The organism is Streptomyces sp. NPDC030814, assembly GCF_055572155.1.
This window is the reverse complement of the sequence record NZ_JBVIDX010000002.1, coordinates 708361-731892: the sequence shown is the minus strand read 5'-3', so window position 1 is coordinate 731892 and position 23532 is coordinate 708361. Positions and strand designations below refer to the sequence as shown.

Genomic DNA, 23532 nt, shown 5'->3' with positions numbered 1-23532 from the left:
CCCGCTTTCCCGATCCCCAGGACGCCTCTCCCCGCCCCACCCATCACCGCACATAGACAGTAGGAGCCCGCATGCCCTCTGCATCTCGCCGGTCCGTCCTGCGCTCGGCGATAGCCGTCGCGCTCGCGCCCACCCTCGGCTCGGCACTTCTGCCGGGGCTCGCTCCCGCAGCGTCGGCCGCCGTCTCCTGGACCGCGAAGTGGATCTGGGCTCCGTCCAGCTCGACGAACCAGTGGGTGGCGTTCCGCAGATCGTTCACCCTGGGCTCCACACCGTCGAAGGCGGTGACGCAGATCGCGGCGGACTCCAAGTACTGGCTCTGGGTCAACGGCACGCTCGTCGTCTTCGACGGGCAGCTCAAGCGCGGCCCCAACCGCACCGGCACCTACTACGACGAGATCGACCTCGCCCCGTACCTCACGAGCGGCAGCAATACAGTGGCGCTGCTGGTGTGGTACTTCGGCAAGCAGGGCTTCTCGCACAGCAGCAGCGGCAAGGGCGGGTTGCTGTTCCAGTCCGACATCACCACCGGTTCCACGACCACCCGGCTCGTCAGCGACACCAGCTGGAAGCACACCGTCCACCCGGGCTACTCCAACAACACCAGTGGCACGCAGGTCAACTTCCGTCTGCCCGAGTCGAACGTCTACTACGACGCCCGCAACGCCACCGCCATGACCGCCTGGGAGTCGGCCGGCTTCGACGACAGCGCGTGGGGTGCCCCCACCGACTTCGGAGCCGCCGGTGCCGCACCCTGGAACGGTCTCGTCCGGCGGCCGGTCCCGCAGTTCCGGTACTCGGGCCTGAAGTCCTACGGCAACGCCTCATCGCTGCCGTCCACGGGACAGGGCGCCACCGCCATCACGGCCACCCTGCCCTCGAACCTCCAGGTCACGCCATATCTCAAGGTGGACGCTCCAGCCGGCGCGGTGATCGGCGTCCAGACCGACCACTACGCAGACGGCGATGGCCTGACCGGCCTCACACCCGGGGCGGAGAACAACATTCGCGCCACCTACGTCTGCAAGGGCGGGGTCCAGGAGTTCGAGGCGCTGGCCTGGATGAGCGGCACGGCGGTGAAGTACACGGTGCCCACCGGTGTCAACATTCTGGATCTGAAGTACAGGGAGTCCGGCTACGACACCGACTTCGCCGGATCGTTCAACAGCAATGACGCCTTCTTCGACACCCTGTGGGGCAAGGCGGCGCGCACGATGTACGTCAACATGCGCGACACCTACATGGACTGCCCCACCCGCGAGCGCGCCCAGTGGTGGGGCGATGTGGTCAACCAGCTCAAAGAAGGCTTCTACACCTTCGACACCCGCTCCCACGCCCTCGGCGCCAAGGCCATCGCCGAGCTGACCGCCTGGCAGAAGCCCAGCGGCGTGCTCTACTCGCCCATGCCGTCCACCATCTGGACCGCTGAACTGCCCGTCCAGATGCTCGCCTCGGTGTGGGCCTTCGGTACGTACCACCTCTACACGGGCAACTCCGACGCGGTCTCCGACACCTACCCGGCGGTGAAGGCCTACCTGAACCTGTGGAGCCTGGACGCCGACGGTCTGGTCAACCACCGGGCCGGGGATTGGGACTGGGAGGACTGGGGCACCAACATCGACGCCCGCGTCCTGGACAACTGCTGGTACTACCTCGCCCTCGACACGGCCATCACCCTCGCCGGTCTCAGCGGCAACAGCGGCGACGTCGCCGCATGGCAGGCCAAGCGCGACAGCATCAAGGCCAATTTCGACCGCGTTCTGTGGAACACGTCCAAGAACGAGTACCGCTCACCCGGCTACACGAAGGATACCGACGACCGCGCCAACGGTCTCGCCGTCGTCGCCGGCCTCGCGCCCGCCTCCCGCCACCGGGCGGTCACCGAGGTGCTGCGCACCCACCTCAACGCCAGCCCCTACATGGAGTTCTACGTCCTGGAAGCGCTCTACCTCATGGGAGCGGCCACCGTCGCCGAGGAGCGGATGCGCAACCGCTACGCCGCCCAGGTCGCCGACCCCACCTGCTACACCCTGTGGGAGATCTGGGACAAGTCGGGTGGCACCGACAACCATGCCTGGAACGGTGGCCCCCTGTACGCGCTGTCCGCGTACGCCGCCGGTGTCCGTCCCACCAAGCCTGGCTGGACCACGTACGACGTCATCCCGCAGACCGGCACCCTCACGAAGATCAACACGGTCACGCCGACCGTCAGGGGCGACATCCGCTTCGGCATCACACGCGACGGCGACCAGGTCACCCTGACCCTCGCCTCCCCGAGTGCGACGACCGCGCGGGTGGGTGTTCCGACGTACGGAGGCTCCTCACCGGTCATCAAGGCCAACGGAACCACGGTCTTCACGGGGGGCGCCTCCACCGGAAGCGTCTCGGGGCTCAGCTACGCGAGCATGGACTCCTCGTACGTCTACTTCACCCTCCAGCCGGGCAGTTGGACATTCACGGTCGCCGGCGCCGGCCGCCTGGACAACCTTGCCCTCGGCCGGCCCGTCACCAGCAACAGCAGCCTGGAGAACAGCAACTGGGGCAAGAACCGGCTCACCGACGGCAAGCTCACCAGCGCGACCGGCGCCAAGGGCTACACCAGCAACGACTTCCCCTCCGCCGACGTCAGCGCGAACCCCGTCTGGGTCGAGATCGACCTCGGCGCCGACACCGACCTCGACGCCGTACGGCTCTTCCCGCGCACCGACACGCCGGCGGTCGGCGGCGGCACAGCGGGCTTCCCCGTCGACTTCACCATCCAGACCCGCCCCGACGGGTCGAGCACCTACACCACCGCCCGCACGGTCACCGCCGAACCCAACCCGGGCGGGCTCGTGCAGACGTACGGCTTCAAGACCACCACCGCCCGCTACGTCCGCCTGCAAGCCACCAAGCTCGGTACCCCTCCCGTCGACGAGACCACCAAATACCGCCTCCAGCTCGCCGAACTCACCGTCCCCACCGCCGCGACCACCGTCACCGCCAACTACACGCTGGAGAACGGCGACTGGGGCAAGACACGCCTCCTCGACGGCAAGCTCACCAGCGTGACCGGCGCCAAGGGCTTCACCAGCATCGACTTCCCCTCCGCCGACGTCAGCGACACCCCCGTGTGGATCGAGATCGACCTCGGTGCCGACCGGGCCATCGGCTCCGTCACTCTTCACCCCCGCACGGACACCGGCGGCGCGGGCGGCGGAACGGCGGGCTTCCCCGTCGACTTCACGCTCCAGACCCGCCCCGCCGGATCCAGTACCTACACCACCGCCCGCACCATCACCGCCGAACCCAACCCCAACGGAGCCGCTCAGACCTACACCCTCACGTCCGCCACCGGCCGCTACGTACGCTTGAAGGTCTCCAAGCTCGGCAAGCCCGCCTCGGACGAGACCACCAGGCACCGCCTCCAACTCGCCGAGATCCGCATCAAGTAGCAGGCCCATCCCGAAACGGGCGGCGGTGCTGGTCCCTCACCACGACCTCACCGCCGCGCGCGCGGCCGCGGAGACAACGACGCCACGGTCAGGGCGGTGACAAGCAGCAGTCTCCGCCGCCCACTACCCCAGTAGGAACCGGTTGCCTTCACCCATCGCGGCTGGACAAGGAAGTCGCTCGCCGACTGGAACGAACACCCCAGACCCTTCATCTGACTCAGGTCACTAGCGCAGCACGGCCAGATCGATGGCGTTCGCCATGGCTGCCATTCCGGCGTCGTTGGGGTGCAGGTGGTCGCCGCTGTCGTAAGCGGGCAGCATCCGGGCGTGGTTGTTCGGATCCCGGATGACGGCGTCGAAGTCGACGACCGCGTCGAACGCGCCACTGGTGCGGATCCAGTTGTTCACTGTTGTCCGGATGCCGGCCTGTGCAGTGTTGTGCGAGGAGTAGGGCAGCATGGTGCCGCCGATGATCCTCACGCCTGCGGCGTGTGCCTGCGCGATGATGTCCTGGTAACCGGCGATCAGCTGGTCGGCGGTGAGGGAGGGGTTGTTGTTGATGTCGTTGATGCCCTCCATGAAGATCACGTTTCGTACGCCCGGCTGGCCGAGGGCGTCGTGTGCGAAACGGGCCCTGGCGGCGAGGCCTTGGGGAGCCCAACCGGCATCGGCGCGCACCATGTTGCCGCCGATGCCCGCGTTGGCGACAGCGAACCGCTGGCCGCCGCTCTCCGCCTGCAGCCGGGCGGCCAGGCGGTCCGGCCAGCGCCGGTTGGCGTCGAAGGTGGTGTCGTATCCGTCGGTGATGGAGTCGCCGAAGGCCACTACGGTTCCGGTGGTCACGGCGGCCGGCACGACGTCCACGCCCGACAGGTAGTGCCAGCTCCACATGGAGGTGGTGAAGTTGGTGGCGGCGTCCTCGCCGGCGTGATTGCCGGAGCCGGCTGCCGACCGGTACGAGGTCTGGTAGGCGTCACGGTGGAAGGTGGAGGCGCCGGTGTTGCCCCGCAGGTACACGCTCACCAGGAGATCCTGCCCCGCGGTGACCGTCATCGGGATGACGTCGCTGGTGAGTTCCGCCCCGGCGGGGATGGTCGGGTTGCCGGATCTGCCGAAGGTCACGGTGCGGTGGGTGCCGGGTACCGCTGCGGCGCCGCTGGAGCGCACGGCCACATCGACGGCGCCGACGGACAGCGGCGTGGTGCTGCGCAGGTTGGACAGCCGGATCCGCACCCCGGAACCGGCGACACTGGTGTGGACGACCATCCGCAGTGTCTGTTCGGAGAAGGTTTCACCGCCGGCGGTCATGCCGGGGCCGAAGGCCACGATCCGGGGGCGTTCGGTGAGGCTCCACTGCTGGTTGGGGTTGCCTGTGCACGGCCACTGGATGAGCGCCGTGCCGTCGGCCGTGGAGTTGCCGGGGACGTCGAGGCACATTCCGCTGTGAACGGAAACGATCGCGGAGCCGTTGAATCTCCAGCGCTGGTTCTCGTTCCCGGTACACGGCCACTGAATGACCTGTGCTTCCGCCGCGGTGGAAGCACCGTTCACGTCGATGCACTTGCCGCTGTTGATGTTCACCAGGGAGAACGAACCGTCTCCGCCGGCGACGGCCTGCCACAGCTGGCTGGGACCGCCGGAGGCGGTGTTCTGCACCACGTTCGCCGCGTCGGCCGACGAGGCCGACTGGACCTGTGCGTTCTTGCCGCTGTGCGCCGCGGTCAGCGCGTACACATGGCCGTCCTGCGGTCCGGTGGCGGCGGTGGCCGCGTCGGCCGGGACGAGCAACAGCCCCAGGACGGCGAGAGCCGCGGCTCCCATGGAAGCCATCCTGGTCCGAAGCCTTCTCATCAGCCCTGTTTGCATGTCGTGCTTCTCCTCATCGGTCATGCGGGTGACGGTGAAGCCGACGCCTCCGTCTGGAGCCGTTCGGCTCCGTCTCGCCGGAGGAGTCGGCACGCCGGGGGAACCGCCCGAGCCGCCTGAAGGGCCGGCTCGGGCGGAACCTCGGGTCTTGCCGGATGTGGCAACTGCCGCGTCACGGGGGTGGGCGTCATGCCTCGCGGCCCGGCCTACGAAGGCGGCCCTGCGCCGCAGCCGTGGTCACGTCGGCAGCAGCCGGTGCGTGGCTCGGATCAGCTCCGCGTCCACCGCTGGTTGCTATCGCCGTGGCACGACCAGAGTTGGATCCCGGTGCCGTTCGCGGTGCGCCCCTCGACGGCATCGAGACAGAGCCCCGACTCGACTCCCACCACGGTGCCGTTCGCATTGACGGTCCACTGCTGGTTGCCGCCGCCGTTGCAGGACCAGATCTCCACGGGTGTGCCGTTGTAGGTGCCGTGGTCCTTCGCGTCCAGGCACTTGTCGCCGAAGATCCGCAGCTCCTTGGCCGAGGTCAAGGTCCACTGCTGGTTGTCACCGGCGTGGCAGTCCCACAGCTGCATCAGGGTGCCGTTGGTCTCGTTGTAGCCCGGCACGTCCAGGCAGCGGCCGGACCCGACGCCGACGACCTTCGTGGTCGACCCGATCGACAGGTTGTCGAACTGGCCCGTCTGTCCCTGGCTGTTGCCGTAGCCGGCCTGCCCCTCGGTGTAGGTGTTGTCGTTGACCGCACCGACCTTCACGCCGTCGATCCAGGCGGTGATCCTGTTGCCGTGGAAGCCCAGCCTCAGGTTGTGCCAGGAGTTGGTGCCCAGCGCGGCGACCGTACCGCCGGCCAGCGTCACGAAGTTGTTGTCGGTGTCGTTGCGCAGGATGGACCAGGCGCCGGTATTGCTGACCCGCAGGTAGTAGCCGTTCAGGCCCTCCGGACCGAACGAGTGCTGCCAGGTTGCGCGGCCGATCAGCTCGGTGAAGCCCGCGCTCTCCAGCAGCACGTCGCTGGAGACCTGGTAGTCCTTCCAGCCCAGGTCACCGAAGAGTGCGTAAGGGTGTGACAGGGGCGCCCAGGTGATCGGCGCCTGGGCCGACATCTGGCGGACGCACTTTCCGGAGCGTCCGCCCCCGCAGCCGACGACCTCGTAGGCGCCCTGCTGGTCCTGGACGTACTTCGCCTGGGTGCCGGTCGGGTAGCTGTCGTAGGAGTCGGCGTACGGCAGGGCCAGGGAGCCCTTCGCCGGGCTGGCGGCGGTGCCCTTGCCCTGCCCTGTCGTGGTGGTGATGGTGTAGACGTACCCCGGCTGGACGGTGAGCGAGTAGGCACCCCCGGAGGGGGTGATGTCGCTGCGGCGCACCATGGCGGTCGAGGAGTCGGTGGAGTTGACGTTGGTCGACCAGACGTGGACGGTCCCGGTGGACAGGCCGCCGGTCACCCTGAAGTCGAGCGTCTGCGCCGCGGATGCCTGGGTGGTCTCGATGATGGTGCTGTAGTCGCGGTTGTTGGTGGACTTGAGGGTCACGTAGCTGCCGTTGGAGGCGCTGCCGCCGATGTAGCCGGTGGAGCTGTCGAGGTACTTCCAGCCCGGCGAGGTGAACTGGGTGGTCTGAGCGGTGACCCACAGGCTCTGACCCGTGGAGTACCAGCCGGACCAGGGCTGGTTGGCGGCCATCAGGCCCGTCGTCGCGTAGGGCAGGTTGGGCGTCATCGCGCCGATGAGCGGCCAGTTGATGGTCGCGGTCATCCTGCCGTCGATGTAGTCCCGGTTGTTCGCGCGAGCCATGGGTGCGGCGCCGCTGTTGTGGTCGTGCGAGCCGTTCTCACTGGCCCACAGCTGCTTGCCGGTTGCCTTGGCGTTCGCGGAGCTCGGGCAGGAGGTCTGGGGAGTGAGCCAGCCGCACGGGTAGTGGGCGCCGATGATGTCAACGGCGGAGGCGAACGTGGGGTCCGCGAGTATGTCGTTGGCGATGTCCCAGCTGTGGTCGTCCGAGCCCACGATCTTGACCGAGGAGTAGCCCTTCGAGTTGAGCGCCGAACGCAGACTCTTGTACCAGCCGATGTTGTAGCCGCGCTCGTTCCAGCCGCCCAGGTAACTGATGTTCAGGCCGTGCGACTTGGCGCAGCCCAGCCAGGAGATCAGATAGTCGATCATGTCGGGGGTCCAGAAGTTGCCGCCGCCGATCCAGCCCGGCGCACCCCAGGCGAGGCCGGCCAGCTTGATGTCGGGGTTGCGGGCGACCGCCTGCTCCATCAGCCAGAACTCATAGCCGACGTTGCAGTTGATCGTGCCCCTGGTGTGCTCGATGCTCGGCTCGGCGCCGCTGGTCGAGTTGGTGTCGCCGCCGATCTCCGTCTTGAGGATCTGCAGATTGGCGCCGTAGTTGGGCTTGAACAGGTAGTCCAGGATCTGGCTGCGCTGCGGCTCCGGGTAGTCGATCAGCAGTCTGCTGTTTCCCCCGCCACCGCTGATGGCACCGATGCCGTCGAAGGTACGCCCGCCCGATGCGCCGTCGAGGGTGATCGACGTCGCGGCCTGGGCCGGGGCGGCGGTGAGCATGGATCCGATCATTGCGATGACGAGCGCGCACATCATGGCGAGTGTCCGCGGTAGGCGGCGGCGTAGGTCGCGCCCAGTGCGCGGGTGTCTGCGCATCAGCATCCGTTCTCCTGGGGTTGTTTGTCCATGACGGATTTCGTTGAGGAGAGCAGGTCAGTGGACGAGTGATGAGCTTCCGCACAGCCGACACCTGAACTGCTAAAACGGCCCGTTCATCGCGGATGGCTCGTCCGGCATCCAGACAACGTCAAGCTTCGGGCGCCGAAGGTATGGGCGATTTTGTTCGGCGTCAATGTTTCTCACAGACCAGGTGGCGGCCGACCCGCCCTCGCGGCCGCCCACGTGAGGCTGCCGGACAGAAGCCCTCCTCCCACTCCATGAACCGAACAAGACATCCGATCTATCAGGAGCACGGAAGAGAGCCTCGATCGGTTCACACTCCGAGGGACGGAATCAGGGGAAGCAGCTCGAGGCCGTCGGGGTGTGCGCGTCGGCACAGCGAGGGCGCGGTCGCCGTCGCTGTGTGAAGGAGCCGTGCTCCGGGACATGGGGTCGGCCCTGCCCATCACGGACGATCCACAGATGCCGTGCGGGCTCCCTCGGCAGTCGGCCACCGAGCGTCGCGGTCACCGGGCTCTTGGACGCCACGGGGAGTGCACCTGAGAGCTCGGTGAGTGCGGTCCCCCGGTCGGTGAGCGAACCGGTCAGGGCGGCTGTGGACCTCACGGTGATGACGCGGCCGCGGCCGCCCACCGCGCGCGGCCCGGCGACGTGGATCGTCGGCCACTCGCCGACGCACGGAATGCAGGTGCCGCCGCAAGCGTCGCCGGCGCGTGTCCGAATCGCAGGCCGCCGTCGACTGCGGTCATACCCGCGGTCGCGAGGCACGGCGCCACCGCGCGTCTCTGACCGCGGTTCGTGCCGACGCCAGGACCGCTTTGCCCACCAGCCTTCTTCAGTTCGCCGCCGGGCCCGCAGCAGTCGAACTCAAGGTGTCCGAGATGGACTTGACGCCGCCGTGCGTGGTGAGTCCGCCGTCGACCGGGATCTCGGCGCCGGTGATGAAGGACGACTCGTCGGACAGGAGGAAGACCACGAGCGGGGCGACCTCGTCCACCGTGCCGGTGCGGCCGAGCGGGGTCTCGCGGATGTTCGCCTCGCGGAAGGCGGGGGCGGCGGAGGCGGTCATCTCGGTCTCGATGAAGCCGGGGTGGATCGTGTTGACGCGGATGCCGCGCGGGCCGAGCTCCGTGGCGGCGGTCTTCGACAGGCCGCGCAGTGCCCATTTGCTGGTCGTGTAGGCGACCGGGTAGTGGGCGGTGAGAGCGGCGGTGGAGCCGACGTTGACGATGGACGAGCCGGGTGGCATCAGCGGCGTCAGGTGCTGGATGGCAAGGAGCGGGCCGGTGACGTTGACGGCGTGGACGCGGGCGAAGTCGTCGGGGGTCACTTCGTCGAGGCGGGCGCGCCAGGTGATGCCCGCGTTGTTGACCAGGCCGTGCACCTGGCCGTACGACTCCCGCAGTTGGGCGGCCAGCTCCGCCCAGTGCTCCTCGTCGGTGACGTCGAGGCGGCGGCAGCCGGGGGCCTCGGTCACGTCGGTGGCGATGACGCGGGCGCCCTCGCGGGTCAGGGCCTCGGCCTCGGCGGCGCCCTGGCCGCGCGCGGCGCCGGTGACGACGACGACCTTGCCGAGGAGTCTCCTGGGGTGCGGGTCGTTCACGGCCGCTCCCTGGTGCGGCGGCGGGCGGTCGGCAGCGGCTGCGGATCCCTGCCCGGGACCACGGTGTTGGAGACGGTGCCGATGCCCTCCACGGTGAGGGTGACGGTGTCTCCCGGTTTCAGTGAGGGCGGGGACTGCTCGCCCCGGACGCCCCACAGTTCGGCGAGGCAGCCGCCGTTGCCGCAGGTGCCGGAGCCGAGTACGTCGCCGGGGCGGACGACGGTGCCGCGTGAGGCGTAGGCGACCATCTCCTCGAAGGTCCAGCTCATGTTGGACAGCAGGTCCTTGCCGACGACCTCGCCGTTCACCGAGGCGGTCAGCGCCAGGCGCAGAAAGCCGTCGGTGTCGCGGTACGGCTCCAGTTCGTCGGCGGTGACCAGGTACGGGCCGAGGGTGGCGGCGGTGTCCTTGCCCTTGCACGGGCCGAGGCGGACCTGCATCTCGCGGGACTGCAGGTCGCGAGCCGACCAGTCGTTGAAGACCGTGTAGCCGATGATGTGGTCCCGTGCCTGCTCCGGCGTCAGGTCCCGCCCCTCCCGGCCGATGACGGCGGCGACCTCCAGCTCGAAGTCGAGGACTTCGCTGCCCGGCGGCACCGGGACGTCGTCGTGGGCGCCGATGACGGCGTACGGGTTGGTGAAGTAGAACGTCGGGGCGTCGTACCAGGCTTCGGGCACCCCGCCGACGCCGTCCACCGACCGCCGTACCCCTTCGACGTGTTCCTCGAAGGTGACGAAGTCCCGCACGGTGGGCGGCTGGAGCGGTGGCAGCAGCCGCACCTCGGACACGTGAGGGCCCGGCGGGACGTCGAGCGTGGCGGCGCCGGCGCGCAGGAGCGCGTCGAGTCCGTCGCCGGAGCGGATCAGCTCCGTGAGCGAGCGCGCGCCGGTAATCGGGCGGAGGGTGCCGTCCTCCTCCACGACGGCGACCCGGCGCCGGTGTCGGTGTTCATAGGTGGCGAAACGCATGCACGGCTCCAGGCTCCGGCGGTCTTCGACAGCGGGGAAGGCCGGGGACGCGGCAAGGGCGTCAGGGCGGTTGACAGGGCCACCGCGTCCCCGGGGACTGGGGGGTTTCCCGGTCAGACCGGCGGGGCGACGAAGCAGCCGCGGTCGACGTCGTTGAAGGACTCCTTGGCGACCAGTTCGTTCATGGGATTGGCGGTGCCCCACTGGTCGGCGACCTCGGGCTGGGAGAAGTCGTAGACGCTCGGGTGCCAGGTGTCCTCGTCCAGCAGCTCCAGTTCCGTCGTGTACTCGACGGTGTTGCCGTGCGGGTCCAGGAAGTACGTGAACGTGTTGTCGCCCGCCATGTGCCGGCCAGGACCCCAGACCTTCTTGAAGCCGGCGCGGATCACACGGCCGGAGCCGCGCATGTACTCGTCCAGGCCGCGCATCTCGAAGGAGACGTGGTGCAGGGAGGTGTGCGGACCCCTCGCGATGGCCATGGAGTGGTGCTGGCTGGAGATCCGCATGAAGTGCATGACCTCACCCATGTGCGGCGAGCTGAGGGTGTCGGAGAGCCGGAAACCGAGGTGGGTCTCGTACCACTCACGGGTCCTGTCCAGGTCCGGCGAGTTCAGCACGACGTGCGACAGCTTGACCGGGATCGACTCCTTCTCCTCGATCTTGCGGTGCTGACGTACGTCCACATCGGCGGACACTTCGATGGTGCGGCCGTCGACGTCGAAGAAGCGGAAGCCGTAGCCGCCACCGGGTGTGTCGATCTTGCCCGGCTGGGAGATCAACTGCACTCCTCCCGCGAGGAGTTGCTCGGCGAGGGTGTCCACGTCCGCCGCGCTCGCGGCGCCGTACGAGACGAGATCGAGGCGCTTCTCCTCGGCCTTGCGCAGCCGTACCACGTACTGCTCCGGGGAGCCCTCGGCGGCGAGGAAGGAGATGCCGGAGTCCTCGGCGACCTTGGTCAGGCCCCAGACGCCGGCGTAGAAGTCGAGCTGCTTGTCGTAGTCGGGCACGGCGAGATCGACGTGCCGCAGATGGGTGAGCAGGCGTGCGCTCATGGTGGGGTGTCCTCCTGTGTGGGGGGTCAGGTGAGGCGCAGCAGCGTTGTCGCGTTGCCGCCGCGCACGGCGTGGAAGTCGTCGTCGGGCAGGCCTGCGGCGCGCAGTGCGCCGACGGGGTCCTCGGTGCCCATGTCGAAGGGAAAGTCGGAGCCGAGCAGCACACGGTCCGCGCCGGCCGCGCCGATCAGCGCCCTCAGGACGTGCGGATCGTGGACCAGGGAGTCGAAGTACAGGCGCTTGAGGTAGCTGCTGGGCAGGTGGGCGCAGCCCGCGCCCGCGTCGGAGCGGGCCGACCAGGCGTGGTCGGAGCGGCCGATGTGGGTGGGCAGATAGCCGCCGCCGTGCGCGGCGATCACCTTCAGCTCCGGGTGCCGGTCCAGCACCCCGGAGAAGATCAGGTGCGAGAGCGCGACGGCGTTCTCGGTGGGCTGGCCGACGGTGTTGGACAGGTACCACTGGTCGAGGCGCTCGTCGAGTGTGCAGCCGAAGGGGTGCAGGAAGAGGATCGCGCCCGTCTCCTCGGCCTGGGTCCAGAAGGGTTCGTACGCGGGGTCGGACAGCTCGCGGCCCGGTGCGTGACTGGAGATCTCGACACCCAACAGGCCCTGATCCTGAGCGTGTTCCAGGGCCCGCACGGCCTGCTCCGGATGCTGGAGGGGGGCAAGGCCGAGCCCCCGCAGCCGGTCGGGCGCCTGTGCGCAGTGCGCGGCCGTCGCCTCGCCCGCGAGCCGGTACACCTTCTCCGCCGTCTCCTCGTCCGCCCAGTAGTGGTAGTGCGACGGGGACGGGCTGACCAGCTGGACGTCCACGCCCTGCGCGTCCATCGCTGCCAGCCGCACCGTGACGTCGGTCATCTTCGGGATGCGCTCGCGGACCATGGGGCCGTTGACGGCGAGAGCGGCGGGCCCGTTGCGCCGGGCGTCGAGGGCCCTGGCCTCCGCCAGTCCCGGCAGCTGCGACACCAGCGCCTCGACGTCGGGGATCAGGACGTGCGCGTGTACGTCGACGGTCGGGGAACGGCGCGCGGCGGCGCTCGGCGAGGGGCGATCGTCGGGCTCGGGGCACCTCCCGGCGGGATCTGAGGGAGGGAGGGCCGTCACGGCAGCTCCTTGAGAGCGGTCATGGTGGCGTACATCAGCCCGGGCACGTCACCGCGGACGCCGTCGAGTTGCCACTGCCCGATCTGCACGGACGCTTCGACGACCGGCCGGACCCGATCGATCCGCCGTTCGTAGTAGCGCCTGAGCAGTTCCTCGTCCCACGCGGATCCGCTGGTCAGCATCTGGGACAGCACCCAGGCGTCCTCCAGCGCCATCGCCGCACCCTGGGCGATCGTGGGCGGGCAGCAGTGCGCTGCATCACCGACGAGGACGACCCTGCCTCGGTGCCAGGACCCCTCGACCAGCATCCGTTCGAGCCAGGTGTAGTTCACCTGCGCCGGGTCGGTGATCGAGTCGCGGATCTCGTCCCAGGCGCCGCCGTAGCCCTCGGAGAGGCGGCGCATCTCCTGCGCGTAGGACTCGGGCGGGATCGTGGCGCGGTCTCGGCTGGGCTCCACCAGAAAGGCGTAAATCGTGTCCTTGCCGGTGGGTGTGTAGCCGGCGATGTAGCAGGGCCCGCCGTGCGCGAGATCGCTGCGCTCCACTCCGGCCGGGCGGGGCGCCGGGACACGCCAGATGCCCATGCCGGTCGGCTCGGGTTTGGCGTCGATGCCGATGGCGGCGCGGGTCGCGGAGTGCAGGCCGTCGGCGGCCACGACGAGGTCGTAGCGGCCTTCGGTGCCGTCACTGAGGCGGACGGTCACCGAGGTCTCGTCCTGGGTGAGGATCTCGGCGGTGGTGCCGAGCCGGACGTTCGCGCCGGATGCCCGGACGGCGTCGACGAGGATGCGCTGGAGCACCGGGCGCTGCATGCCGAGGGTGGCGGGGAGGTCGTCTCCGCCGGTGCGCAGGACCTCGCCGACGTGCAGCACGGTGCCGTCGGGCGTCGTCAGCCCCAGTGCGTCGAAGCCGAAGCCGTGCTCGCGGACCTCGTCCCAGACACCGATCTCGCGCAGCACCCGCAGGGCGTTGCCCTGAAGGGTGATGCCGGAGCCGCGTACGTTCCAGTCCGGTCTGGCCTCGACGAGGTCGACGTCGATGCCGGCCCGCCGCAGCAGCACGGTCATGACGTTGCCGGAGGTGCCCCCTCCGATGACCAGGACTCTCTTTCCTTCCATGGCCAACTCCTTTGTTGGACGGGTCATTTGACGGCGACCGGATTGACGGGGGAGCCGACGGCTCCGGTGATGGGCAGGGGTGCGGCGGTGAGCCAGAACTCGTACACGCCGTCGCGGGCGCAGTCGGCCGCGAGGGTGTCGGGGTCCCACATCTCGCCGATCAGCAGGCCCATGTTGGGGATGGCGACCTGGTGCAGCGGCTGGAAGGCGCCGTCGAACTCGTTCGGCCGGACCTCGAAGCCCCAGGTGTCGGTGGCGATGGCGGCGATCTCGCTCGTGTGCAGCCAGCCGGCGGTGGTGAAGGACAGGCCGGGCGAGTCTCCGCCGGCGTAGTCGCCCCAGCCCTCGCGGCGGGCGCGCGCCAGCTGCCCGGTCCGTATGACGATGATGTCCCCGCGGCCGACGGCCACGCCGTGCGCCTCGGCCGTCGCGGTCAGGTGTTCCTCGGTGATCGCGAAACCGTCCGGCAGTTCCCCGCGTTCGTCGCCGATCACCCGGCCGACGTCGAGGAGGATTCCGCGCCCGGCGACGTACGGGGCCATGTGCTCGATGCCGGTGACCAGATCGCCCTCGGAGGTGACGGTCTTCGCGGCGTCGCGTCCGTTCCACGCCTTGCCGTGGTCGAAGATGTGCCCGAGTCCGTCCCACTGGGTGGAGCACTGCAGCGGCATCGCGACCACGTCGTCCGCGCCGCCGAAGCCGTGCGGGAAGCCCTGGTTGGCCAGCGCCGCGTCGGTGCCGGTGTCGAGCATGGTGTGGACGGGGTTGGTGCGGCGGCGCCAGCCCTTCTGCGGGCCGTTCATGTCGAACCGCTGCGAGAGCGAGAAGCTCACGCCCCGCCGGACAAGGGCGGCACCCTCCCGGCGCTTGGCCTCGTCGAGGAAGTTCAGTGTGCCGAGGACGTCGCCCTCACCCCAACGTCCCCAGTTGGAGTACGCCTTGGCGGCCTCGGTGATCGCACCCTCGGGGTCGTGGCGGTCCAGGCTCACGATGTCTCCTCCGCCACACAGCGGGTGTGTTGCACGCCCAAGCCGGTGATGGAGCCCTCCATGACGTCGCCGTCGCGCAGCAGCCGTCCCCAGTGCATGCCGTTGCCGGCCGGGCTGCCGGTCAGCACCAGGTCGCCGGGCAGCAGCCTGGCGGTCCGGGAGATGTACGCCACCAGACGGGCGATCCCGAAGAGCATGTCCTTGGTGGACTCGTCCTGCATGGTCTCGCCGTTCAGCTTCAGCGTGACCCGCAGGTCGCCGGGGTCGGCGATCGACTCAGCGGGGACGATCCACGGGCCGAGCGGGGTGAAGCCGGGGGCGTTCTTGCTGCGCAGCCAGTCGGTGCCGATGGCCTTCATGTCGCGGCGGAAGACGGTGGCGCGGTCGGTGAGGTCGTTGGCGATCGTGTACCCGGCGACGTACTCCATGGCCTCCTCGACGGACACCCGGTAGGCGGGCTTGGCGATGACGGCCGCCAACTCCAGTTCCCAGTCGGGCTGTTCGGCCCAGGCGGGGAGTACGACATCGTCGTACGGGCCGGTGACCGCGCTGGGTAGGCCGATGAACACGTACGGCAGGTCCTCGGCCGCCCGGCGGTCCATGACGGCGGCGATCTCGGCGCGCGCCTCCTCGACCGTGCGGGGGTCGTCGGGGGCACGATGGGCGACCTCCAGGTCGATGACGTGCTGCCGGTAGTTGGCGCCGGACTGGAAGATCTGCCGGGGCTCGACCGGCGCGTGCACCCGCAGGTGCTCAAACGGCCGCCAGTCGGCCGTCTTATCGGCCGCGAGCTCGTGCAGGCGAGGGAGCATCTCGTCCCAGCGCTCGAGGATCCCCCGGGTCGTCAGGGCCGGCTCTCCGAGAGCCGTGGAAAGATCCAGCACGCGCCCCCCAGGGATCACGAGACCGGGGAAAGACGCCTGGTCAGGGGCGGAGAGAACGCCAAGGGCGAAGGGTCCGGAGAAGGACGCGGAAGCGGCTGCGGGTTTCACGGGAATGTCCTCCAGATTGCGGTGCGACCAATGTGACCCCCACCGCGTAATCTGGGAAATAGATTGTTTAGATGTTGATCATCCACAGTGCAGATACAGCTGCCGCAAGTGCCCTCGCTCTGGAGGCGTCGTGTCCCTCTCCGGCCTCGATCTCAACCTCGTCCTGGCCCTGCGGGCCCTACTGGAGGAACGCAACGTCACCCGCGCCGGGCAGCGCGTCGGGCTCAGTCAGCCGGCGATGAGCGCGGCCCTGGCCCGCCTGCGCCGCCACTTCGACGACGACCTGCTCGCGCGCGTCGGCAAACAGTACGAACTGACCGCCCTCGGCCGCGCTCTGCTGGACCGCACCTCGACCGCCTGCGACCTGCTGGAACGGGTCTTCAGCAGCAGGGCCGACTTCGTCCCGGGCAGCGAGGAGCACGAGTTCACCCTGCTCACCTCCGACTACGCCCTCACCGTGTTCGGCGCGGAGCTCGCCCGGACCGTGCACGCCGAGGCCCCAGGGGTGCGGCTGCGCTTCCAGCGGACGCCCCTCGACGTCACGGAGGACACCGCACCACTGCTCAGCACGGCCGACGGGCTTCTGATGCCGCGCGGCATCATCAGCGGCTTCCCAGCCGTCGACCTGTTCACCGACCGCTGGGCCTTCCTGGTCGCCGAGGCCAACGACGAGGTCGGCGACCAGCTGACCATGGACGACCTGGCACGGCTGCCCTGGGTCGTCTACCAGCGCGCCTACGACGCCCCGGCCGCCCGGCAACTGAGCATGCTCGGCGTCGATCCCCAGGTGGAGATCTCCGTCGACAGCTTCCAGGCCCTGCCCTTCCTGGTCGCCGGCACCCGCCGGATCGCCCTGGTACAGCAGCGCCTGGCCGAGTTGTTGAACGGGGTGGCCGCCGTGCGCCTCATGGAACCGCCCTACGGGGCGGTCCCTCTCCAGGAGGCGCTGTGGTGGCACCCGGTGCACACCCACGACGCGGCCCACATCTGGCTGCGCGAGACCGCGGCCCGCGTGGGAGCGGAGCTGGCCGCTTCCCAGCCCGGCCGGATCGCCACGCCCGCACCGAGATAACCGGCTCCTGCAGGTGCCCAGCATCCAGGTCCCGGATGATCCACATCTTCGATCTCGATCGGACGGGGGCTAGGCAGAACCTGCCCGTTGGCCCATAGTCGTCTCAACCCGGCGCCGGACCGCACCTGTTACCCGCTACACGAGCCGCACCTTCACCCGCCGCCGGGCTCGCACAGGCGCCCGACGAGCCAGCCCGCCGGCGACGCCCAACAGCATCGGCACCCCTGTCGCGTGCGCTGCCACGGACACCGGGTGGCCCGACCGCGACGGCCGCGCCGTTCCCTTCCCTCCGACACGCCCCGTGGAGTTCCCGCATGCCTGCATCCGTGCCCCCGCTCCCATCCCCACCGTCCGAGGCTGTCACGGACTCCGCGGCCGAGGAGACCGTGTCCGGTCCCGGCCACCGGCTTCGCCTCACGCTGCTGATGGCCGGCGCCTGTCTGCCCATCCTGGGCGCCGTGCTCATCGCCCCGGTCCTGCCACATATGCAGGATCATTTCGCCGACGTGCCGGGCGTCGACGCACTCGTCCCCATGGCCCTGACGATCCCCGCCCTCTCGCTGGCGCTGCTGGCCCCCTTCGCCGGCGTCCTGGTGGACCGGCTCGGCCGCAAACGCCTGCTCGTCGTCTCGACCGTGCTGTACGCGATCCTCGGCACCGCCCCCCTGTGGCTGGACTCCCTCGGCGCCATCGTCGCCAGCCGCGCCCTCGTCGGCGTCACCGAAGCCGCCATCATGACCTGCTGCACCACCCTGCTCGGCGACTACTACTCCGGCCGGCAACGCGACCGCTACCTCGCGATGCAGACGATGTGCGCCGCGATCTCCGCGACGGCCTTCTTCGTGCTGGGCGGCGTGGCCGGATCGGCCGGCTGGCGCGCACCGTTCTGGGCCTACGCCGTGAGCCTGCTGCTCGCCCCCGCCATGGCCGCCTTCCTGCCCCGGCCCCGACCCGACGACCACGCCGGCGCCCCCTCCCCCACCGTCTCGGAACCGATGGCCAGGCGGCCCTTCCCCTGGCGTCCGCTGGTCGGCACATGCGCGCTGACGGTCTTCGGCGCCGTCCTCTTCTACACCCTCCAGGTGGAGATGGCGTTCCTCCTGGACGACATGGGCGTGACCGAGAGCGGCATCATCGGGCTGGCCACCGCCATCACCAGTGCCGCGATCGTGGTCGGCTCCGCCACGTTCGCCAAGGCCGGCCGCAGCCCGCAAGCCTGGCTGCCCACCGCCTTCGGCCTGTGCGCCCTCGGCTTCGCGGTGGTCTGGCTCGCTCCCAACCCCGTCGTGCTGACCCTCGGTGCCGTGATCACCTGCCTGGGTGGCGGCATCATGCTGCCGAGCCTGCTCACCCTCGCCATGTCCAAGCTGGAGTTCGCCGACCGCGGTCGTGGCATCGGCCTGTGGACAGGTACCTTCTTCCTCGGTCAGTTCCTGTGCCCGCTCGTGGCACTCGCCCTCACCTCAGTCGTCGGCACCCTTGAGGGCGCCATGGGCGTACTCGCCCTCGCCGGGGCCGTCGCCGCCGCCGCACTCGGCCTCGCGGCCCGGCGTCGCCGGGTCGGCGCCGGCCCGGAACCGGTCCAGCAGATGGCGGGCTGACCTGCCACAACGCGGATCCGCCGCGACGACCACACCGTCAGGATCGGCGTCGCGGCCGTCCCCACGATGCCGATCACACCACTCGTCCCACCGGAGATCCATGCTGAACCTGATCGCCGCCATCCGTCGCAAGCCGGGCATGACTCATCGGGCATTCCTGCACTACCTCCACCACGTGCACGGTTCCCTGGCCGCCGCCAACCCGCTCCGGATTCGTCGCTACGTCCAGAACCACGTCTTCGACGCGTCCTTCGGCAGCGAGGGGGACTTGACGTACCTGACCGAGTTCGGCCGGGACTCCGTCACCGAGCTGCGCTTCGAGAACATGGAGGCGCTGACCGCCACGATGTCGGATCCGTACTCGCGCGAGGTCATAGGCCCCGACGGCGCCCACTTCAACGACCTGCCCAGCGCCCTGGCCCTGCTGGCCCGCCCCACGGTGCTCATGGCCCCGCCGGCATCCGACGCGGGCGAAAGCCACGTGAAGGTACTCCATTTCGTCCACAAGCCCGAAGGACCGGTCCCGGACGAGGTCGCCGAGCGGTGGCAGGCTGCCCACGAAGAGGTGCTCGACGCGGAGGAGACCCAGGCCAAGGCGCTGCGGGGATACGTCCAACACCGCAAGGTGCCGGGGGCCGGGAGGGCGCTGCGCCATTTCGGCGGCGGGGACGAACCCGCGTACCTGGGAGTCGCCGCCCTGTACTACGACTCCCAGGACGACAGCTCTGACCCACTTCCCCTCGTACGAGCGGTCACTGCGAGAGCGGTCCGCCGCGACCGGCGACTTCTACGACCCGTCCCGCTCGTTCGCCCTCTACAGCCGCGAGGTGACCATCTTCTGAGCCGCCGGGCACTTGTCCAGGGCTGCTCCGTCCGCATGTCACGGATCCGTTCGAAGAGGAATTCGTGCTGCCGACGACCCAGGAGCCGAGGGCGGAGTTCGCCAGATGGAGCACCAGCGCCTGCTGCCGGAGCTCGGGGGCGGTGGCCGTACCCGGCAGCCGGGGCGGGGTGGGCCGAGTGGGTGGTCATTCCGCTGCCTCCTGCGGGCGGTCGGCCAGCCGGGTCGCCCATGAGTCGATGTCGAGCCGTCGTCGCCGGTCAGCTCCCGCCACAACGAGATGCGGTTGTAGCGTCCAGGCGGCCTGTCGCCGACTCGTACCAGGGGAACATCTCGTCCAGTTCCGGGATTACCTGCGGATCGTCCAGATCCGAGGTTTGTTGTTCCACCAGCTCGGCAGCTGTATGTAGTCCGGCAGCTTCCTCGACGGGTAGGTCGGGTAGCCGGGGTCGGTGCGGGCGACCGCCGTCCCCTCTGACGGAGGGGACGGCGGGCTCGACCGAGGTGCGCGGCTGGTAGCAGCACGGCGGCCGGGCCGCCGTTCATGAAGACTCTGCGGTTCACTGGGATGCTCATGGTGGGCGACCCTTCCCTGGGATCCGTGACGAGCGTCGTGCAGGAACGGGCGGTGCACGCGAGAGAACGCGAGCTGCTCGGCCCGCTGTCGGGACGCCGGAGGGCCGCATCCCCGTTCGCAGCAGTCGAAGCGCTTCAACACCTGGGGGAGATTAAGGGCCGCTGCGAAAGATGGACAAGACCCGGGCAACGAAAAGTGAAAGCGCGAACAGGCCAAATTTTCCAAGAAACTTTCTCTTGACGCTCCTGGGAACCCGTGCCAGCGTCGAAGGGCTTCACCTCCGCTGCAACCTGCTTCCCGGCTCACGCAGGACCGCTCCCCCTGGACCACCGTCCAGGCCGACTTGGCGGAACCCCTCGAAGGCGTGCACGAGCTGACCGTCGTCCTCGCCGGAGAGCAGCGCCTGGCCGCGCTGACGTTCACCCCCTGAGGCCGGTGGCGTGCCCCGCTCCGAACGGACGGCGCGGCGCACGCCGTGCACCAACACCCGTAGTAGCACCGTCCGCTCGCACGGCCGAACCCACCCCGGGGACCTTCCCCAGGCGGACCCCACCGCCCGCCGACGCCCAATGTCGCCGACCTCGCTCAACGCGTTGGACGACCGCCGCGCCCATGCCTGCCCCGAACTGCCCGCCCCATCGATCTGCCAAGGACGGCCTGACGCCATGGAGACGCATCCCTCCGCCACCTCGGCCACTCCGGTGATCCCCGGTTTCCGCCCCGAGCCGGGTGTCTGCCGCGTGGGCGAGGACTGCTACCGCGTGCGCTCCAGCTTCGAGCGCTCTCCCGGCATCCCGGTCTTTCACGGCCGCGACCTGGTGAACTCGACCCGGATCGGCAACGCCCTCGATTCGAGTACCTGCCGATCTCCGGCTGAGGCCAGGGGCGTCACGGTGCTGCCGCCGTAGCGCACTGCGACGCCCCGCCGCGAAGAAACCGCTCCCCGTGGTCCCAGACATGCAACTGATCCCCCACACAGTCCCCCGCCGTGGCACGCCACCGGCCGACCGCGGCGGGTCCCCCACACCCGCACGTCCGAAGGGAAACCACGTTGCACACCAGACAACGCACCGTCCCGCAAGGGGGGCCAGAAGCGTCCCCCACGAGGCCGCCGACTCCACCGCACCCTCGGTCTGCTGCTCGGGGTGGCCGCTGTCCTCCAACTCGCCTGGGGCTCGGGCGCGTTCGCCGCACCCAAACCTCCGGTGAACAACAACCGCATGGCCGTCGTCGCCGACATGCAGCCCAGCTGGAACCTGGGCAACACCCTGGACGCCATCCCCGACGAAACCTCCTGGGGCAACCCACCCGTCACGAAAGCCCTGTTCGACGCCGTGAAGGCGAAGGGTTTCCGCAGCGTGCGCATCCCGGTCAGCTGGAGCAGTCACCAGTCCGCCGACGCGCCGTACACCATCAACCCGGCCTTCATGCAGCGGGTCAGGCAGATCGTGGACTGGGCCATCGCCGACGGTCTGTACGTGGTCCTCAACGTCCACCACGACTCCTGGCAGTGGATCGCGGACATGCCCGCCCAGCACGACACGGTCCTGGCGCGGTGGAAGGCCACCTGGAACCAGATAGCCACCACGTTCAAGGACGAACCGCGCCTGCTGCTCTTCGAGAGCGTCAACGAGCCGGCGTTCAACAACGCCACCGACGCGCAGAAGACCCAGTTGCTCAATGAGTTGAACACCTCCTTCCACCAGCTCGTACGCAGCTCCGGCGGTGGCAACGGCACCCGCCTGCTGGTGCTGCCCACGCTCGGTACCACTCCGAGCAAGCCGCTGATGGACGACCTGGTCACGACCATGTCCTCGCTGAACGACAACAACCTGGTGGCCACCGTCCACTATTACGGCTTCTGGCCGTTCAGCGCGAACATCGCCGGCTACACCACCTTCGAGGACACCTCGAAGAGGGACATGGACACCGCCTTCGGCCTGATGCGTGACGTCTTCGTGGCCAAGGGCATCCCCGTGTACCTCGGCGAGTACGGCCTGCTGAGCTACCCCGACTACACCAAGCCCTACACCAACGTCCAGCCGGGTGAGGCGCTGAAGTACTTCGAGCGCCTCGGCTACGACGCGCGCGTCAACGGCGTCACCACGGCTCTGTGGGACGCGGGGTCCTTCATCAACCGCAACACCCTCCAGTGGCGGTACCCCACCCTGATGAACCAGATCACCTCCAGCTGGACCACCCGGTCCGGAACCGCCTCCTCCAACCAGGTCTTCGTCCCCGCGTCCGGCACCATCACCGACCGGACGCTCACCCTCGACCTCAACGGCACCCCCTTCCGCGGGCTGTGGCAGGGCGGTTCACGACTCGTCGCGGGCCGTGACTACACCGTGTCCGGCGACCGGCTCACACTGGCCGCGAGCGCGCTCACCCGCCTGGCCGGTGACCGGGCCTACGGCGTCAAGGCGACGCTGGAGGCCAGGTTCTCGGCGGGTGTCCCCTGGCGGATCGACATCATCTCCAGCGACGTCCCCGTGTTGTCGAGCGCGAACGGCACCACCAGCGGCTCCGTCACCATCCCCACCCGGTACCGCGGAGACGTGCTCGCCACGATGGAGGCCAGGTACGCGGACGGCAGTAATGCCGGCAGCGCCGACTGGACGCCTTACCAGGAGTACGGCAGGGCCTTCGTCCCGGACCACCCGGCGGGCACCCTGACGCTGACGTCCGACTTCCTGTCCGCGCTCAAGGACGGCCGACAGGCGACCCTCACCTTCCAATTCTGGAGCGGCGCGAAGGTCACCTACCACGTCACCCGCAACGGCACCGCTGTCACGGGCTCCGCAGCCTGATCCACCCACCACACCCGGTGCGGAGCCGCTCTCCCGGCTCCGCACCGGTTCCTCGTGCACGTCGCCCACCCGGCCGGGGCTGCCCTGGCTGAACTCACCGGGCAGAGGATCGCCACGCGGCGACCTGCGAGAATCCGAGTCGTTCGAGTGACTCCATCAGGCAATCAAGTCGGTAGGGTAGGAAATGGCTCACGTCCCAGCGGCCGAGCGCCGCCCTCAGTTGATCAAAGCAGCCATCGAACTCATGGCGAGAGAGGGAGTCGCTGCCGGAAGTACCCGTGCGATCGCCGCCGAGCTCGGCGTCGCGCAGGCCACGGTGCACTACACGTTCGGCACGAAGGAGGATCTGTACCGTGCCGTCATCCAGCACCTGACCCAGGAGATGGAGAGCCAGGTGCGGCAGGCCGCACCGGTCGACGCCGGCTTCGAGAAAACCGTGGGAGTGCTTGCCTCCGCCTTGTGGCGCACGGTCCGTGACCAGCCGAAGAGCTATCAATTGCTCACCGAACTGACCCTGTTCGCGCTCCGGTCGCCCCACCTCCGGGGGGCTCTCGAAACGCACAACCTCGGTGTCCTCAGCGTGACATCGGAGCTTGTGACGGACGCCGCCGAGCGCGCCGGCCGGCAGCTCGCACAGCCGGCGAGCACGGTCGCGCGGTTTTTCCTCGCCGGATTCGACGGACTCGTGCTGCAGCACCTGACGCACCCCGACGACGAGGCAGAACTGTCCTGTCTCCATGCCTTGATCTCCTCCACGCTGGCCCTCGCCGGCGGTCGCGTGGAGATGGTCGCCGTACCTCGTGACCTCATCGAAGGAGC

15 protein-coding genes and 1 pseudogene are annotated in these 23532 nt (G+C 69.2%); 7 read left to right on the top strand and 9 right to left on the bottom strand.

Features of this window, described 5'->3' with window-relative positions; all coding sequences use genetic code 11:
• Positions 1 to 71 precede the first annotated feature (71 nt).
• Positions 72 to 3434 carry an alpha-L-rhamnosidase-related protein gene (locus ACZ43N_RS06525; RefSeq protein WP_468095415.1) on the top strand — a complete coding sequence of 1121 codons (3363 nt, stop codon included), beginning with the start codon at positions 72 to 74 and terminating at the stop codon, positions 3432 to 3434.
• A gap of 225 nt (positions 3435 to 3659) precedes the next feature.
• Here the strand turns inward: ACZ43N_RS06525 and ACZ43N_RS06520 are convergent, their stop codons facing one another.
• From ACZ43N_RS06520 to ACZ43N_RS06480, 9 genes are all read right to left on the bottom strand, one after another.
• Complete coding sequence (locus ACZ43N_RS06520) at positions 3660 to 5255, bottom strand: RICIN domain-containing protein (protein ID WP_468095414.1); 1596 nt, start codon at positions 5253 to 5255, stop codon at positions 3660 to 3662.
• 314 nt (positions 5256 to 5569) lie between these two features.
• On the bottom strand, positions 5570 to 7867 hold the full coding sequence (locus tag ACZ43N_RS06515; RefSeq protein ID WP_468095412.1) for a ricin-type beta-trefoil lectin domain protein: 2298 nt from the start codon (positions 7865 to 7867) through the stop codon (positions 5570 to 5572).
• Positions 7868 to 8822: 955 nt separating this feature from the next.
• Positions 8823 to 9590 (bottom strand): SDR family NAD(P)-dependent oxidoreductase, encoded by a 768-nt coding sequence (locus ACZ43N_RS06510; protein WP_468095410.1) that lies wholly within the window; start codon positions 9588 to 9590, stop codon positions 8823 to 8825.
• Positions 9587 to 10558 carry a fumarylacetoacetate hydrolase family protein gene (locus ACZ43N_RS06505; protein WP_468095409.1) on the bottom strand — a complete coding sequence of 324 codons (972 nt, stop codon included), beginning with the start codon at positions 10556 to 10558 and terminating at the stop codon, positions 9587 to 9589. The genes ACZ43N_RS06510 and ACZ43N_RS06505 overlap by 4 nt, the downstream gene beginning before the upstream one ends.
• 113 nt (positions 10559 to 10671) lie before the next feature.
• Positions 10672 to 11610 (bottom strand): VOC family protein, encoded by a 939-nt coding sequence (locus tag ACZ43N_RS06500; protein WP_468095407.1) that lies wholly within the window; start codon positions 11608 to 11610, stop codon positions 10672 to 10674.
• Positions 11611 to 11636: 26 nt separating this feature from the next.
• Positions 11637 to 12713 (bottom strand): amidohydrolase family protein, encoded by a 1077-nt coding sequence (locus tag ACZ43N_RS06495; RefSeq protein WP_468095405.1) that lies wholly within the window; start codon positions 12711 to 12713, stop codon positions 11637 to 11639.
• Positions 12710 to 13831 carry an FAD-dependent oxidoreductase gene (locus ACZ43N_RS06490; RefSeq protein ID WP_468095403.1) on the bottom strand — a complete coding sequence of 374 codons (1122 nt, stop codon included), beginning with the start codon at positions 13829 to 13831 and terminating at the stop codon, positions 12710 to 12712. Before ACZ43N_RS06490 ends, ACZ43N_RS06495 begins: the two co-directional genes overlap by 4 nt.
• 23 nt (positions 13832 to 13854) lie before the next feature.
• The gene (locus tag ACZ43N_RS06485) at positions 13855 to 14820 is read right to left on the bottom strand and encodes a cyclase family protein (RefSeq protein ID WP_468095401.1); all 966 of its coding nucleotides are present in this window, start codon (positions 14818 to 14820) and stop codon (positions 13855 to 13857) included.
• Positions 14817 to 15812: a fumarylacetoacetate hydrolase family protein gene (locus ACZ43N_RS06480; protein WP_468095400.1), complete on the bottom strand. Its 996-nt coding sequence runs from the start codon at positions 15810 to 15812 to the stop codon at positions 14817 to 14819. The genes ACZ43N_RS06485 and ACZ43N_RS06480 overlap by 4 nt, the downstream gene beginning before the upstream one ends.
• Positions 15813 to 15942: 130 nt before the next feature.
• Between ACZ43N_RS06480 and ACZ43N_RS06475 the strand changes: the two genes are divergently transcribed.
• From ACZ43N_RS06475 to ACZ43N_RS06450, 6 genes and pseudogenes are all read left to right on the top strand, one after another.
• Positions 15943 to 16884 carry a LysR family transcriptional regulator gene (locus ACZ43N_RS06475; RefSeq protein ID WP_468095399.1) on the top strand — a complete coding sequence of 314 codons (942 nt, stop codon included), beginning with the start codon at positions 15943 to 15945 and terminating at the stop codon, positions 16882 to 16884.
• 314 nt (positions 16885 to 17198) lie between these two features.
• Complete coding sequence (locus tag ACZ43N_RS06470; protein WP_468095397.1) at positions 17199 to 18485, top strand: MFS transporter; 1287 nt, start codon at positions 17199 to 17201, stop codon at positions 18483 to 18485.
• Positions 18486 to 18585: 100 nt separating this feature from the next.
• Entirely contained in the window at positions 18586 to 19845 is a 1260-nt protein-coding gene (locus ACZ43N_RS06465; RefSeq protein ID WP_468095395.1) for an EthD domain-containing protein, read from the top strand.
• A gap of 723 nt (positions 19846 to 20568) precedes the next feature.
• The gene (locus ACZ43N_RS06460; RefSeq protein WP_468095393.1) at positions 20569 to 20811 is read left to right on the top strand and encodes a family 43 glycosylhydrolase; all 243 of its coding nucleotides are present in this window, start codon (positions 20569 to 20571) and stop codon (positions 20809 to 20811) included.
• 237 nt (positions 20812 to 21048) lie between these two features.
• The gene (locus tag ACZ43N_RS06455; RefSeq protein ID WP_468095392.1) at positions 21049 to 22713 is read left to right on the top strand and encodes a cellulase family glycosylhydrolase; all 1665 of its coding nucleotides are present in this window, start codon (positions 21049 to 21051) and stop codon (positions 22711 to 22713) included.
• Positions 22714 to 22897: 184 nt separating this feature from the next.
• A pseudogene (locus ACZ43N_RS06450) lies at positions 22898 to 23512 on the top strand (TetR/AcrR family transcriptional regulator); the annotation flags it as partial.
• Positions 23513 to 23532: the final 20 nt, after the last annotated feature.